The sequence below is a fragment of the Algibacter pectinivorans genome (assembly GCF_900112595.1).
GTDB lineage: Bacteria > Bacteroidota > Bacteroidia > Flavobacteriales > Flavobacteriaceae > Algibacter_B > Algibacter_B pectinivorans.
On sequence record NZ_FOMI01000012.1, the window covers coordinates 97,139 to 112,559 of the forward strand.

Here is a 15,421-nt window from a genome sequence, read left to right on the forward strand (position 1 = left end):
AATAGTAAGGTAATGGGTAAAAAATATCATTTATTTGAAGTTTATGGTATCGAATTGGAATACATGTTAGTTAATCAATCTAACCTAAAGGTAGCGCCTATAGTTGATGCACTTTTAACAAAAAAGAATGGTGAGCTAACTTCCGATATTGAAAATGGCACTATGGCTTGGAGCAACGAATTAGTAGCTCATGTGGTAGAAATAAAAACCAATGGACCAACAGCTAATTTAAATAGCTTATCCAATGAGTTTCATAAAAACATAGCAGAAATCAATGCGTTATTACAACCATTAAATACGCAATTATTACCAACGGCCTCACATCCGTTAATGAATCCGTTAACCGACACACAACTCTGGAAACACAGTTATAGTGAAGTGTATGAGCTTTACAACAGAATTTTTAATTGTAAAGGTCATGGTTGGAGCAACGTACAAAGCACGCATATTAATTTACCGTTTTACGACGATAATGAATTTGAAAAACTACATGCTGCCATACGAATTCTGCTACCGCTTATTCCTGGTTTATGTGCAAGTTCACCAATTCTTGAAGGGCAATCTACGGGCTTTAAAGATACCCGTTTAGAATATTATAAAACCAACCAAAAGGAAATACCAGAAATGACAGGTTTTGTAATTCCGGAACAAGTTTTTAGTAAATCGGATTATCATAAAACCATTTTTGAACCTATTAAAAAAGCAATTAAACCTTTTGATACCCAAAATATATTGGATCATCATTTTTTAAACTCAAGAGGTGCTATTGCTAGGTTTGATAGAAATGCTATAGAAATTAGATTAGTAGATATACAAGAATGCCCAAAGGCAGATATGGCTATTTGTGTCCTAATAATTGAAGTTCTAAAACATCTTGTTAATGATGGTTTTACTTCGCTTTCAAATCAAAAAGAATGGTCGAATGTATCCCTTTTTAATCTTTTAAACCCCATTATAAAATCGGGTGAAGCTTATATAGTTTCAGATGTTAACTATTTAGACTTATTTGGAATCCATGAACCTTTAAGCGTTCAAAATATTTGGAAAAAAATATACGAAGACGTAAAACCTAATATTGATGCATCGCATTATGAAGCCTTAGATATTATATTAAATGAAGGGACTTTATCAACCAGAATATTAAAAGCCATTGCCAATAACTTTTCAGAAGACAACATTAAAACCATTTATTTTGATTTAGCAAATTGTTTACAAACCAACAGCTTGTTTAGAGCATGAAACTCATTTTAACTTGCGAACATGGAGGATGCTTTATTCCAGAAAACTTTCAGAAGTATTTTGAAAACGCTCAAGATGAGTTAAATACCCATCGAGGTTACGATTTAGGTGCACTATACCTCTTTACAGCCTTACAACCTCTTGCCTATTTTTCCAAATCTAGTAAGGTAAGTAGGCTTCTAATAGAGCTTAACCGTTCGTTACACCATGCCAAGTTATTTTCAGAATTCAGTAAAAACCTCACAAAGCTTGAAAAAGACAATGTAATAGAGCACTACTATTCTCTGTACAGACATGATGTTGAATCGCAAATAAAAAAGTTAATAGATGCTAATGAGCAAGTTCTGCATATTTCGGTACATAGCTTCACTCCTGTTTTAAATTCTACCGAAAGGCGTTGCGATATTGGTTTGCTATTTGACTCTAGAATTAAAAAAGAAAAAGCCTATTGCACTTTATTAAAAAAAGAAATAAACAGGTTTTATCCCACATTTAATGTGCGATACAACTATCCATATTTAGGAAAAGCAGATGGTTTTACAACCTATTTACGCAAACAATTTCCTGAAAATTATGTGGGTATTGAGTTGGAATTAAATCAAAAATTCGCAAATAATAACAAGGTATCTTTTAATATTAAGCAAGCACTATACAACGCTATTGAAAGTACTATTTATTCTTAACAAAAATCAATTTGAATCGTCCGTTAGTTTGGTCCCGTTGTTCCAACTCAAATTGTGGCAACGACTTAAAAAGTGGTGTTAATTTTTGAAACCCAAAGTTTCTAGAATCAAAGTTAGGTTGCTTTTTAAGGATTAAAGAACCTACATCGCCTAAAAATGCCCAACCATCATCGTCGGCAGCATCATCAACCGAGTTTTTTAATAGTTTAATTACCTTTGGCGTAATGTTGTAAAGATTTGCCTTTTTAGGCTTGTTAGATTGCTTATCCTTAGGATCTTCGTCTTCATCTAGAGCTAAAATTTCCAAATAAATAAACTTGTCGCAAGCTACAATAAAAGGATTAGGCGTTTTCTTCTCGCCCATTCCATAAACTACCATAGCAGCTTCTCTTAAACGCGTTGCAAGCTTTGTAAAATCGCTATCGGAGGATACTAAACAAAACCCATTAACCTTTTCGGAATATAAAATATCCATTGCATCAATAATCATTGCAGAATCGGTCGCGTTTTTTCCAGTAGTATAACCATATTGTTGTATGGGTGTAATGGCATTTTCAAGCAAAACATTTTTCCATTTAGATAAATGCGGCTTGGTCCAATCTCCGTAAATACGCTTAATGGTAGGTGTACCGTATTTGGTAATTTCCTCCATCATTTCTGTAATGTATTTTGAAGGTATATTATCTCCGTCAATTAATACAGCAATTTTAGTGTCTTTAATCATATTTGTTAAAGATAAACAATAATAAAACGAAATTAAAAAGTTGCTATAATAATTATTTTAACTTTTATTTAGGTAAAGAAATATTAAGATATATCTATTTTTACTGCGACTAATTCAAACATTTAGGTGAAAACCTAATAAAACACAAAATATTTCTATGAAATTAAATCAAATTACTTTTAAATTTATCCCACTTTCTTTATTGATTTTTCTTCTATGCATACCTTTTAGTACAGAAGCTCAAAATAAAAAAAAGAGGAATAAAAAAAATGCTATTGAAGCTACAGAAACCAAACCTGCTAAAAAGCCTAAGGAAAAATCTATAGCAGATTTAACAAAAGCTAGCAAAAAAATTGAAGGCTTATTTACAGTATACCAAGACACTATTACAGGCGAATTGCAAATGGTTATAACACAAAACCAATTGGATAAAGAGTTTATATACTTTAGTCAAATTGCTGATGGTGTCCTAGATGCTGGAAGAATAAATAGAGGGTCTTACCGAGGCTCTAAAGTGTTTACCGTATCAAAATACTTTAATAAAATTGAATTTATTACTCAAAACACAGCCTTTTATTTCGACCCTAACAATGCCATTTCAAAATCTAAAGACGCTAATATTAGCCAAGGCGTTATGGCGAGTTTAAAAATTGAAGCCACCAACGAGGATGAAGGTTTGTATTTAATAAAAGCTAACGATTTATTTTTAAAAGAAACATTTTCGCAAGTAAAACCGGCTTCTAGACCAGGAACACCTCCTACATCATTTAAGTTAGGAAGTTTGGATAAAGCCAAGACTAAAATAAAGGACATAAAAAACTATCCTGAAAATGTAAATTTAGAGGTGGAATATGTGTATTCTACACCGTCGGTTTTAAATGGTGGCTCTAGTGCGGTGTCCGACGGCAGAAATGTTAGTATAAAAGTGTTTCATAGTTTAATTGCTATGCCAGAAAACAATTTTGAACCGAGATTCGACGACCCTAGAGTTGGTTATTTTACAACTGAAATTACCGATCAAACTTCAACAAGTGTAACCCCGTATCGCGATTTAATAAACCGATGGAATTTAGTTAAAAAAAATCCAGAAGCCGAATTATCTGAACCGGTAACACCAATTACTTGGTGGATGGAAAACTCTACACCTATCCAATGGCGTGAAACTATAAAAAATGCTGTACTGCAATGGAATGTAGCTTTTGAAAAGGCTGGTTTTAAAAACGCCATTGTAGTAAAACAACAACCAGATGATGCCGATTGGGATGCTGGAGATATTCGTTATAACGTATTACGATGGACAGCTTCTCCAACACCTCCATTTGGAGGTTACGGTCCAAGTATGAAAAACCCTAAAACTGGTGAAATTTTTGGAGCAGATATCATGCTAGAATATAAACACTTTACCAATCGTGTTTTTTATGATAAAGTTTTTGAAACTGCGGCTAATGAAACTCTATATAACGCCAATACTCATCAAGATGAATTGTATTGTTCTTTGGGCCATGAATTACATAATGAGGTAATATTTGCAAGTACCGTGGCCTCGGTAGCTGGAGCGACAGATTTAGAAATGGAACGTATTAAAAAAGAGTCTATGACGGCTTTAATTATGCACGAAATTGGACATACGCTAGGTTTAAATCATAACATGAAAGCGAGCCAATTATTTTCGCCAGAACAACTTGAAGATGCCAATTTTATAAAAGGAAAATGTTTAACGGCTTCGGTAATGGATTATGCAGCATTAAATATTACAAGAGACCGCAGTAAACAAGGTCAATACGATGACGTTGCTGTAGGACCGTACGATATTTGGGCCATCCAACTAGGTTACACACCTTTTAAAACTGAGGCCGACCGACAAGCCTTGTTAAACGAATCGACGAAACCAGAACATATTTTTGGAAACGATGCAGATGATATGCGCTCGCCAGGTAAAGCTATCGATCCAAGAGTGAATGTATCCGACCAATCTAACAATCAAATTAAATGGGCTGTTGATAGAATTGAATTGGCGAATGACTTAATGAAAGATTTAAAATTTAAGTTTATAACTACCGGAGAATCGTATCAAGAATTAAGATCTGTGTATTATTTGTTAAGCGGACAAAAAGCATCGGCTACAAATACCATTTCTAGATTTATTGGTGGTGTTTACGTAGATCGTTCTATGGCGGGGCAAGACCAAGCCAAACAACCTTATACTCCTGTGAGCTTAAAAGACCAAAAACGAGCTATGAATGCTTTAAAAACTTATGTGTTTGCACCAGATGCCTTTAAAGCTCCAAATGATTTATATAATTATTTAGCAAAACAACGCAGAGGGTTTAATTTTATGAGCGAACCTGAGGATCCTAAAATTCATAATCAAGTATTAGGTTATCAAAAAAATGTATTAAATCAACTTTTACACTATAATACATTACAACGAATTACTGATTCTGAGTTATATGGAAATGAATACACCTTATCGACCTTTATGGTCGATTTGAATGATGCTATTTTTAAAACAGACATCTCAGGCTCTGTAAATTCATTCAGACAGAATTTACAATTAGAATATACTAATATGCTAATTGGTATGCTTACAGGTAAACAAAGCAGTAAGTATACAAACACTGCTAAATCGATGGCATTGTACAACCTTAAATCCATAAGAACTATGGCTGAGCCCTCTGGAAATATAGCTTCTAGAGCCCATAAACAGCACTTAAGAACTTTAATTGACAATGCTGTTAAGGAGATAAAATAAGCCAAAAGGCAGTAAAAAAAATAAAAGCTACTTCTTTAATGAGGTAGCTTTTGTTGTTTTGGGCAAGCGCATGTTTCTTTTTAGGGACAATAAATTGTTTACTTTATGTTTCATACACTTAGTTAATAAGAAAACAATAGTTGTGCCAAATTTTAAAATCAAACATAAAATTATGAATATTGTGGTTTTTTACCAACTACGCCTTTATAGAAGTTATGCATAAATTCAAAATCTGCCTCCACATTATCCGTTGGGTAAAATGGCTCTGAAATCACATTTTGCTTATTTTCAAAATCAAGAGTAAACATTATTATAGGAACATTGGCTTGTTTAGCAATGTAGTAAAACCCAGTACGCCATTTATCTACTTTTTTTCTAGTGCCTTCGGGAGCTAAAGTCATTCTAAACTCATCGTATTGAGTAAATAATTTAGCAATAGTATCCACTTTATTTTCGCTGGTTTGCCGGTTTAAAGGTGCTCCGCCTAAAGCTCTAAAAAACCAACCAAAAGGAAAGACAAACAACTCCTTTTTGCCAACAAAATTAGTTTTTACACCTGTAACTTTACGCAACAAAACACCTATATAAAAATCGTGCCAACTTGTGTGCGGCACAGCTATTATTACAGCCTTTTTTACAGTGTTTTTCGAGAACGACGTATTACCTACAGCTTGCCATCCTAATAGTCTAAAATATATTAGTTTTGCAAGCCATTTCATACTACATTTTTTGATATAAAGCTTTCAACTTTTGTTTAGTAATGGTTTTTTTCCAATGTTTACCTAAAGCATTTTCCCATAGCGGTACTAAACCTAAAGCAACATCAATCATAATATCGAATTCACTATCGCTTAAATCGGCACAAATACCTGTTGGTAACGTAATGTTATGTTTAGCTTTCATTTGTTTAAAAACCTTAACACCTTCTGGGTAAAACTCCTCTAAATGATCAAAAACAATACAATTACCTATACCATGCTTGGTTCCTAGTAAATACGCTAAACCATAGCTCATTGCGTGAGCAACACCCACTTGCGAGTAAGCAATACTCATTCCGCCATGCCATGAGGCCATCATTAGTTTTTCTTGAGATTCCGTTTCTGAAAGATTATCACTTAAAAATATTTCATTGCATAACTCTAAAGCCATTTGCCCGTAAGTTTCACTAAATGTGTTTAAATACGTACCGGTTAAAGACTCTATACAATGTACATAACAATCCATCCCTGTGTAAAACCACTGGTCTTTTGGAACATCTTTAGTTAGTTCTGAATCTAAAATAACTTGATCAAAAGGCGTATAATCTGAATTTATACCTAATTTTTTATCTGGACCTGTAAGCACCGTTGTTCTTGAAACTTCGGCTCCTGTTCCAGAAATTGTTGGAACACCAACATGGTATATAGCAGGGTTTTTAACTAAATCCCAGCCCTGATAATCTGCTGCACCACCATCATTAGTAATCATGATAGAAACTGCCTTTGCCAAATCTAATAAAGTACCGCCACCTATTCCTATAATACCAGAAGGCCGTTGTTTAGACTGTAATATAATATCTTCGACAAGTTCATCAACTTGCGATGTTTTAGGTTCTTCTTTTGCCGAAACAAAAATAATTCTATCATCGTAGGATAGTGATATTCTAGAAGTAATCCATGGATTGCTTTTAAAAACATCATCTATTAAAAAGATAAAGGGCGCATGGATTCCAAGACGTTTTGGAGCCAAAATATCATTTAATTGATTAAAACCACCTCTGCCAAACAATACTTTTGGCACCATTGGAAAGTTCTTATAAGTCATTTATATAATTTCTTTATAAAAGGTAAAAATACCATTATTTTATTTTCTATTGGTTTAAATACTGCTGAAATTTCTCAGAAAAAAGTCCAACATGGTAACCATCTACTAATGCATGATTAACATTTATGGCGACATTAATTGTTAATCCATTGTCTACCTCTGTTACTTTGCTAAAAGCAATTTTGGGTACACACTCCAATTGACCCGAAACAGGTTCTTTATGCCCAATAAAATTTAGCCATGGTAATGCGGAACAATGTACACAATCAAGCCCGTTTTTGGGAGGAAATAAATCGTTTGAATTTTTAATACGGTATTTTTCTGCTTCCAAGTTATCAAGAAATACACCAAGATTTTCACTATAGTCAATAAAAGAAAAAGCAATGGTTTTATCTGCCCTCATAATTGTTGATGAAGCGTGTATAACATCGTACTGTACTACATTACCGTTTTCTATTCTATATTTTAAATTGTCTACTTCGTTTATAGCACGCATACAAGCATGCAAATAAGTCGCAAAAAAAGATATTCCTTTTTCCTTAGCAAAATGATACGCTTTAGTAACATTAAAAGGAATTACTAATCCAAAATAAGGATCGGCCAAACTAGAAAAATGCTCGAAATGCTGTTTTCTGTTCCAAGTATTTATATCGATAATCTTCATATTATTTTAGAATATTTAATACTTTATCTATAGAACTTAAAGTTTTGTATGCTTTACCATTTTTTTCGGCATCTGTAACCTCTTCATGTGCCCATGTGGTATGAAACGGTACATGGATAGCATGAGATTTTATATTTATTAGAGGTAATACATCAGATTTTAAGGAATTACCTATCATTAAAAACTCTGATGGATTAATATCTAAATGATTTAATAAATTGGAATAATTAGCTTCTTTTTTATCACTTAAAACCTCGATATGATGAAAATAATCTGTTAATCCAGATTTTTCCAACTTCCGTTCTTGATCTAGTAAATCGCCCTTGGTAGCTAAAATTAACCGGTACTTTTTTGATAAGGTTTTTAGCACTTCTTCTACCCCATCTAAAAGTTCTACAGGTTTATTAAGCATATCTTTTCCAATATTTAATATGGCTTCAATGGTTTTTGTAGACACATTATAATTTGAAATCTCCAAAGCCGACTCGACCATGGATAGTGTAAATGCTTTAACACCGTAACCGTATAACGGTAAATTGTCAATTTCCATTCTAAATAGTTCTTGGTCTATTTTATTTACCGTTTCGTATTTAGATAAAAGTTGAGCAAATTCTTTTTCGGCATCGCGAAAGTAGGTTTCGTTTACCCAAAGTGTATCATCGGCATCAAAACCAATAACTTTAATGTTTTGGTAGTTTATTTCCATAATTTATTGGCGCGTTGTAAATCTTCTGGAGTATCAATTTCAACACCTTCAACATCGGTTTCAACCATTTTTATACGTTTTCCATATTCCAAGTAACGTAATTGCTCTAGTTTTTCTGAAGCTTCTAAAACTTGCATTGGTAGTTTATAAAAATCTAAAATAGCCTGCTTTCGAAAAGCATAAACTCCTTTATGTTTGTAATATTTAACATCTACATTATTATCTCTTGGATACGGAATTGGACTGCGTGAAAAATATAATGCAAAATCAGATTGATCGATAACTACTTTTACTGTATTTGGGTTATTAATTTCATCCTTATTAGTTATGTGCACCATTAAGGAAGCCAAATCTACTTCTTGCTTAGTATCTTCTTTAAACACATCTATGAGTTTTATTAAAGATTCTTTATCGGTAAAAGGTTCATCGCCTTGAACATTAACAACAACATCAATATCCATATCCTCTACAGCTTCGGCAATTCTGTCGCTACCGCATTCATGTTCCTTTTTACTCATAATCACATTACCACCAATACGCTCTATTTCTTTGTAGATAATATCGCTATCTGTAACTACAAAAACGGCATCGAATAATTTAGTAGCAACCGTAGCTTCGTAGGTTCTTTGAATAACGGTTTTACCACCTAAGTCTTGCATTAGTTTACCCGGAAAGCGCGATGCTGCATAGCGAGCAGGAATCATGGAAATAATTTTCATCTAATAAATTTACTGATTTAAAATTTATAAAAACAATTAAATTGAGTAATAAGCAGCTCAAAAATACTATAAATAAATAGAGTTTACACTTTTGAGGTTTTAAACTTTTTGTACAGCTTAAAAATTATAAATAAAATGATAATAACTAAAAATACTGCTAAAACCGGCAGAAAAATGGATACCACCGACATAACAACCGATGTTCCTGTTTCTAAAGTTGAAACTAATGGGTTTGCTACGCCTGCAGTGGAGACTGTTGATGCAAAACGTGCGGTACTAGATGTTCCTGCTACGGCTGCTGCGGTACCACCTCCAGCAATAATGGCTAATGCCCAAGTAATAACAGGACTTAAATCGGCCACGGTAGATAGCATTATAGCGGTTCCGGCAAGAGCTGCTAAAGGCACGGCAATACTATCTAATGCATTATCTATATAAGGAATAAAATACGCAAAAACTTCTACTAGTGTGGCAACCGCTAAGGTTATTAATGCGGCGGTACTTCCTATCCATTGCCAAGATTCATTGAGTTGCCAAACATCAAAATAAGACGCTAAACTAAGTGCAAATAAAGGTAAAAAGACTCTAAAACCTACCGATGCGGCTAAACCTATACCTAAGCAAATACTAATTATGGTTTCGAATGTCATTGAAGAAGTGCCTAAATCTCTATAAGGGATTTTGTTTTTAATTAATAATTATTCAAAGTTACATAAATTCTTGATTATTGAAGTTTTGCCTATCATCCTGATTGGTTTTTAAGTGTTTTGTGTTTTTTATAAAGCCATAATAAACACAAAACGATAAGTAACACCTACAAACGTTAATACACCCTACCCATTTATTAATGTTTATTGTTGGCTAATATGCGCGCCAGGGATAGAAAAGGAAAGCCCACAGCCCGACGCAGGAGGTGCGAGGACTTGTATTGGATAGCCCGACCCTTTGGGTGGCGCCCTAGAACTTTAATCCTCTAAAAAAAACTCGTCTTTAAAACCTATTAAATATAATTTATCCTTGGCTCTGGTAACGGCGGTGTATAGCCAACGTAAATAATCTTTATCGATACCGTTTGGTAAATATGGTTGCTCTACAAAAACGGTGTCCCACTGGCCACCTTGGGATTTATGACAGGTTATAGCATACGAAAACTTAACCTGTAAGGCATTGAAATGTTTGTTGTTTTTTACTTTTAAAAACTTTTTATACTTACTGGTTTCCTCTGCGAAATCTTTCATGACTTCTTGATACAGCCTATTGGAATCTTCGTAGGGTAAAGAAGGTGTTTCGGCATCGATGGTGTCGAGCATTAAAACGGTTTCGAAAGGTGCCATTTTAGGGTAATCGACCATGCGTATTTTTACTTCGGCAAATCTAAAGCCATATAATTCTTGTATGCTAAAAATTTCGAGCACTTCAATAATATCGCCATTAGCTATAAAACCCGCTTCGGTGGTGGGTTTTATCCAGAAGTAATTATTTTTAACTACCATTAAATAATCGCCCGCTGTTAGTTCGTGCTCATTAAATAGAATACGGTTTCTTATTTGTTGGTTATATAAATTGGCCCGTTTATTACTTCTTACAATTATGGCGGTTTCTTCTTTACCCAGCTCGCTGTATGCATCGTTTATGGCATCCATTATTTCGTAGCCATCTACTAGCCTAATAATATCTACAAAACCCGCAATATCGAATTTAAAAGACTCGAAAAAAGAGGACGCTAAAGTGTCTCTTAATATGGTGGCATTTACTAAAATACCAGAGTCTTGTTCTTGCCTTACTACTTCATCCAACTCCATTCTTGTTACTACCTTATCGTAGTTTAAGGCTAAGGTTCGCTCATCTAGAGCTGGACTTACATCTAATTTTACTGGTGGTAATTGTGCTGTATCTCCTATTAAAAGTAATTTACAATTATGGCCACTATATACATATTGTATTAAATCGTCTAGTAGCGATCCGCTATCCATTTGTTTAGAATCTGTTGGAGCATCTGGAATCATGGAGGCCTCATCTACAATAAAAATGGTGTTTTTATGCTTGTTAAGTTGCAAAACAAACTTAACACCCCCAGATTTTTCTTTTTTTGGAAAGTATATTTTTTTATGAATGGTAAAGGCTTCTTTTTTAGAATAATTAGAAATAACCTTGGCGGCTCTACCCGTTGGTGCCATTAAAACGGCGCTTTTTTTTGCTTTCCATAAATTGGATACTATGGCCCCTACAATGGTGGTTTTTCCTGTACCTGCATAGCCTTTTAGTAAATATAGGTCGTTTGTGCTTTTTGAAAAAATAAATTCTGCCAATTGCTGAAGGACAATATTTTGTTTTATCGTAGGTTGAAACGGAAACTCCTGTTTTATAAGCGAATAGAATTGGGATGCTGTCATTAATGATTGTCCTAATTAAAAATTATTCAAATATAGAAATGATTTTTATGTCCTTAGGTTTTAACGATTAAAAAAAAATTGTAGATTTGCTAAAACCATTAACGAATTTTTAATAAATAGATACTATGACATTTTTCTTAATTGCATTAGCAGTGATTCTTGGTACAATTGGCTTGGTAAAGTTAATTGACAAATTTATCCCGTCTAAACTTAAACCTGTTTTGACTATAGCACTTTGGTTATTAATTGCCTTTTTAGGGTACCAAACTTATATGTCTATTTATGAGCCAATAAAATTCAATAAGGAGAAAAATAAACGCTACGCGGTTGTAATTGAAAGTTTAATTGATATTAGAGATGCGCAATTAGCGCACAGACAAGTTACAGGTAAATTTGCTAAAACTTTTGATAACTTAATTAAATTTATAGATACAGCAGAATATACTATTACACAACGTAGAGATTCTAGCGTTATAGATAAAGAGTTAACGAGAAGATACGGTGTAGATACTACAAAGGATATTGTTATTATTGATACTTTAGGAACTGTTTCTGTTAAAGATTCTTTATTTAAATCTTCAAACAGATATAAAACAATGATGAATGTTCCGGTAGGTCAAGAAGGCGCAAAGTTTAAAATGGATGCCGGGTTTGTTGAACAAAACAAGATAAATATCCCTGTTTTTGAAGCCTCTGTTAAAAAGGATGTTTTATTATACGACCAAAACAGAGACTTAGTAATACAAGAAAACCAAATTGTATCGGTTGACGGTGTTAATGGAGATGCTTTAAAGGTAGGTTCTATGGATGAAGTTAAAACAGGTGGTAACTGGCCAAAAACTTATGGCGATAGCGAATAATATTACTAAAAAACATACTAACTTAGAATTGTCCATTCAAATAAGCTTGAGTGGACTTTCTTTTTCTATACTAAATAGAGACTCCAATACTATTCTGGTCTTTAAGGTTTATAATTTTGAAAAAAACTTAAACCCTATCGAGGTTTTAGATCAATTAAAACAACTATTTGCAAAAGAGACTGTTTTACAAGGCCAGTTTGCAAATATTGTAATTATACATGATAACGACCTCTCTACCCTAGTACCACAAGAGTTATTTAATGAAAGTCATTTGGCAGATTATTTAAAGTTTAATTCTAAAATTTTAAAATCTGATTTTATAGCTTATGATACCATTGCACTGAATAACAGTGTAAATGTGTATGTACCATATATAAACATAAACAATTACATTTACGATAAGTTTGGAGCCTTTACATTTAAACATGTTTCAACTATTTTAATAGACTCTATTCTGCAACTAGAAAAAGAATCGAATACCAATAACATGTATGTTAATGTAGGGGACAATCATTTTGAAATTGTAGTAGTAAGTAACAGTAACTTACAACTATACAATAGGTTTTCGTTCCATACTAAGGAAGATTTTATATATTACCTTCTATTTACTGCCGAACAACTTAATTTAAACCCAGAACATTTAAATTTAGTTTTACTTGGCGCTATAACCAAAGAAAACGATTTGTATCATATAGCCTATAAGTACATTCGAAACATAACGTTTGGTGCAAGGAAAGAAACCTATAAATACCTTGGCAGCCAACCATCAAAATATTCTAATTTCACTTTACTAAATAGCTTTTAATGCGCATTATATCAGGTTTATACAAAAGTAGAAAAATAGTAGCACCAAAAAACCTTCCTGTACGCCCTACTACAGATATGGCCAAGGAATCGCTATTTAACATTATTAACAACCTGTATTATTTTGATGATATTTCGGTTTTAGATTTGTTTGCCGGCACCGGAAATATAAGCTATGAGTTTGCCTCTAGAGGCACCGAACAAATTACTTGTGTAGACCAAGACTTTGGTTGTATTAAGTTTATAAACAAAACTGCCGAAGCTTTCGATATGCCTATTCAAACTATTAAAAGCGATGTGTTTAAGTTTTTAGAAAAAGCAACCATACAAGCTAACATTATTTTTGCAGACCCGCCTTATAATTTCGAGTTAGAGCAGTTCTCTAAAATTCCAGAATTGGTTTTTAAAAACAACTTATTATTAGAGGATGGTGTATTAATTGTAGAACATTCCAAGCACACTAATCTTTCTAATTTAGAAAACTTCGCTTATTCAAAAAGCTATGGAGGCAATGTTTTTAGTTTTTTCGAAAAAGGATAAACTAAATATATTTTTATAACCCGTTTTTTTTCAGTACATTAGAAGTCTCCTTAAGAGCCTCCCCGGCTCTACACAAATTTCATCTCTCAAATAAAGGGCATACCTTTTTCTTGATATTGTTTATGGTTAATTGTTAATACTAACTTTTAAAACCATAAATTAAAATGAAAAAACTTTTTTTATTAGGGCTTGCACTCTATCTATTTGTTGCTTGCCAAGACAAACAGCAAACACGTTACTTCGAAAGTTCTCCAGAAATTGAAACCTTTAAGGCTAATATTAAAGCCTACGAATCTCAAGATTGGGAAACATGGAAAGCCAATTATGCAGATACTGCAAAAATTTATCATAATGCCAATAAACAAGCTTCGCCAGAAGAAACCATGAATGGTATGATACAAACACTTTCCAATTTTTCTGAGTATAAATTATTAGATGATGCTACCGAAATTGAAATGATAATAGATAAAGAAGGTAACACCTGGGTAAACTACTGGAACGGTTGGGCGGCTAAAGCAAAAGTAACAGGTAAAACCATAACTGTGCCCATACATATAACAGCGCAATTTATAGATGGTAAAATAGTAAACGAATATGCCTACTATGATACTTCAAGCATGAGAGCTACAATTGCCGAAGTAAAAGAAGCTCTAGAAAGCAGTACTACAACCGAGTAAAATTTAAGTTACCCTAACTAGTAAATACCAATAATATGAAAGCAATTAAAACAACCTTATTACTTAGTCTATTGTTATGTTTCACTACCCATATTTGTAAAGCACAAAAAATGTACACGGTACATCAAGACAACGTAAAACCTGCCATGGTTACGCAATATGAAGCTGTTGCTAAAAAACTACTTAAAGCCTCTAAAAAGCATAATGTAAACACCTCTTGGACCGCCATTAGCACTAACGAGTTAAAATATTTATACCTAACACCCATTGAAAATTTTGCAGCATTAGATGAGCGTCCTTTTGCAGATATGGCAAAAGCCATGGGAGACGATTTTGGTAAAATGTTCGAGGAGTTTAATTTGTGTTACGATACACATACCGATTACAACATAACTTTAGTAGAAGACCTCTCATATATGGAAGAAGGTGCGCCCATAATACGGGAGGGAGAAAATTACCGCAACTTTTACTATCTCTATTTCACACCCGCTAACGCAGCTAAAATTCGCGAAGGGATTAAAGCAGTAAAAGCATTATATATAGAAAAAGGATCAACAGAGTATTACAGAATTTATAGAAACGGATTCGGTACCGCAGATCAGTTTTATCTAGTAGTAATCTCCTCTAAAGATGAAATAGATAGCGCCATAAAATCCAAAGAAAACGATAAAGTTTTAGGACCAGATAAATGGGATGCCTTTAGTAAAGTTATAAATAATACCAGTCGTGTTCAAGAACAAACAGGGAAAATTCGTCCAGAATTATCCTATGTACCCGAAAAATAACAAAGTAAACCAACCAATTAATTACCAATTAACCCTTTTTTAAACTTCAAACCCTTCCTGAATAATTTCAAG

General features: G+C 33.4%; 16 protein-coding genes. 8 read left to right on the plus strand and 8 right to left on the minus strand.

Going from position 1 to position 15,421, the window contains the following annotated elements; translation table 11 throughout:
- Positions 1–12 precede the first annotated feature (12 nt).
- Positions 13–1,239 (plus strand): glutamate-cysteine ligase family protein, encoded by a 1,227-nt coding sequence (locus BMY96_RS15175; protein WP_092853730.1) that lies wholly within the window; start codon positions 13–15, stop codon positions 1,237–1,239.
- Positions 1,236–1,922: an N-formylglutamate amidohydrolase gene (locus BMY96_RS15180; RefSeq protein ID WP_092853732.1), complete on the plus strand. Its 687-nt coding sequence runs from the start codon at positions 1,236–1,238 to the stop codon at positions 1,920–1,922. Before BMY96_RS15175 ends, BMY96_RS15180 begins: the two co-directional genes overlap by 4 nt.
- On the opposite strand, the gene BMY96_RS15185 is transcribed toward BMY96_RS15180, so the two are convergent.
- Positions 1,909–2,646, minus strand: coding sequence for an NYN domain-containing protein (locus BMY96_RS15185; protein WP_092853734.1), 738 nt, complete (start codon positions 2,644–2,646; stop codon positions 1,909–1,911). The genes BMY96_RS15180 and BMY96_RS15185 overlap by 14 nt on opposite strands.
- Positions 2,647–2,803: 157 nt before the next feature.
- Between BMY96_RS15185 and BMY96_RS15190 the strand changes: the two genes are divergently transcribed.
- Positions 2,804–5,398 (plus strand): zinc-dependent metalloprotease, encoded by a 2,595-nt coding sequence (locus tag BMY96_RS15190; protein ID WP_092853736.1) that lies wholly within the window; start codon positions 2,804–2,806, stop codon positions 5,396–5,398.
- 170 nt (positions 5,399–5,568) lie between these two features.
- Here BMY96_RS15190 and BMY96_RS15195 read toward each other — a convergent pair whose 3' ends face one another.
- From BMY96_RS15195 to BMY96_RS15225, 7 genes are all read right to left on the minus strand, one after another.
- Positions 5,569–6,117: a 1-acyl-sn-glycerol-3-phosphate acyltransferase gene (locus BMY96_RS15195; RefSeq protein WP_092853738.1), complete on the minus strand. Its 549-nt coding sequence runs from the start codon at positions 6,115–6,117 to the stop codon at positions 5,569–5,571.
- Position 6,118: 1 nt separating this feature from the next.
- On the minus strand, positions 6,119–7,201 hold the full coding sequence (locus BMY96_RS15200) for an iron-containing alcohol dehydrogenase family protein (protein ID WP_092853740.1): 1,083 nt from the start codon (positions 7,199–7,201) through the stop codon (positions 6,119–6,121).
- 46 nt (positions 7,202–7,247) lie between these two features.
- The gene (locus tag BMY96_RS15205) at positions 7,248–7,865 is read right to left on the minus strand and encodes a CatA-like O-acetyltransferase (RefSeq protein ID WP_092853742.1); all 618 of its coding nucleotides are present in this window, start codon (positions 7,863–7,865) and stop codon (positions 7,248–7,250) included.
- Position 7,866: 1 nt separating this feature from the next.
- Positions 7,867–8,571 carry an HAD family hydrolase gene (locus tag BMY96_RS15210; protein ID WP_092853744.1) on the minus strand — a complete coding sequence of 235 codons (705 nt, stop codon included), beginning with the start codon at positions 8,569–8,571 and terminating at the stop codon, positions 7,867–7,869.
- Complete coding sequence (gene kdsB / locus BMY96_RS15215; protein ID WP_092853746.1) at positions 8,562–9,290, minus strand: 3-deoxy-manno-octulosonate cytidylyltransferase; 729 nt, start codon at positions 9,288–9,290, stop codon at positions 8,562–8,564. Before kdsB ends, BMY96_RS15210 begins: the two co-directional genes overlap by 10 nt.
- A gap of 83 nt (positions 9,291–9,373) precedes the next feature.
- A complete protein-coding gene (locus BMY96_RS15220) occupies positions 9,374–9,940 on the minus strand; it encodes a DUF4126 domain-containing protein (protein ID WP_092853748.1) in 567 nt (188 codons plus the stop codon).
- A 315-nt stretch (positions 9,941–10,255) separates the two neighbouring features.
- Positions 10,256–11,683 (minus strand): ATP-dependent DNA helicase, encoded by a 1,428-nt coding sequence (locus BMY96_RS15225; RefSeq protein ID WP_092853750.1) that lies wholly within the window; start codon positions 11,681–11,683, stop codon positions 10,256–10,258.
- A 125-nt stretch (positions 11,684–11,808) separates the two neighbouring features.
- Between BMY96_RS15225 and BMY96_RS15230 the strand changes: the two genes are divergently transcribed.
- From BMY96_RS15230 to BMY96_RS15250, 5 genes are all read left to right on the plus strand, one after another.
- Positions 11,809–12,543 (plus strand): hypothetical protein, encoded by a 735-nt coding sequence (locus BMY96_RS15230; protein ID WP_092853752.1) that lies wholly within the window; start codon positions 11,809–11,811, stop codon positions 12,541–12,543.
- A complete protein-coding gene (locus BMY96_RS15235) occupies positions 12,491–13,348 on the plus strand; it encodes a DUF3822 family protein (RefSeq protein WP_245750668.1) in 858 nt (285 codons plus the stop codon). Before BMY96_RS15230 ends, BMY96_RS15235 begins: the two co-directional genes overlap by 53 nt.
- Positions 13,348–13,887 (plus strand): 16S rRNA (guanine(966)-N(2))-methyltransferase RsmD, encoded by a 540-nt coding sequence (rsmD, locus tag BMY96_RS15240; protein ID WP_092853754.1) that lies wholly within the window; start codon positions 13,348–13,350, stop codon positions 13,885–13,887. The genes BMY96_RS15235 and rsmD overlap by 1 nt, the downstream gene beginning before the upstream one ends.
- A gap of 164 nt (positions 13,888–14,051) precedes the next feature.
- Positions 14,052–14,564, plus strand: coding sequence for a nuclear transport factor 2 family protein (locus BMY96_RS15245; RefSeq protein WP_092853756.1), 513 nt, complete (start codon positions 14,052–14,054; stop codon positions 14,562–14,564).
- 35 nt (positions 14,565–14,599) lie between these two features.
- On the plus strand, positions 14,600–15,349 hold the full coding sequence (locus tag BMY96_RS15250; protein WP_139205275.1) for a hypothetical protein: 750 nt from the start codon (positions 14,600–14,602) through the stop codon (positions 15,347–15,349).
- Positions 15,350–15,421 lie beyond the last annotated feature (72 nt).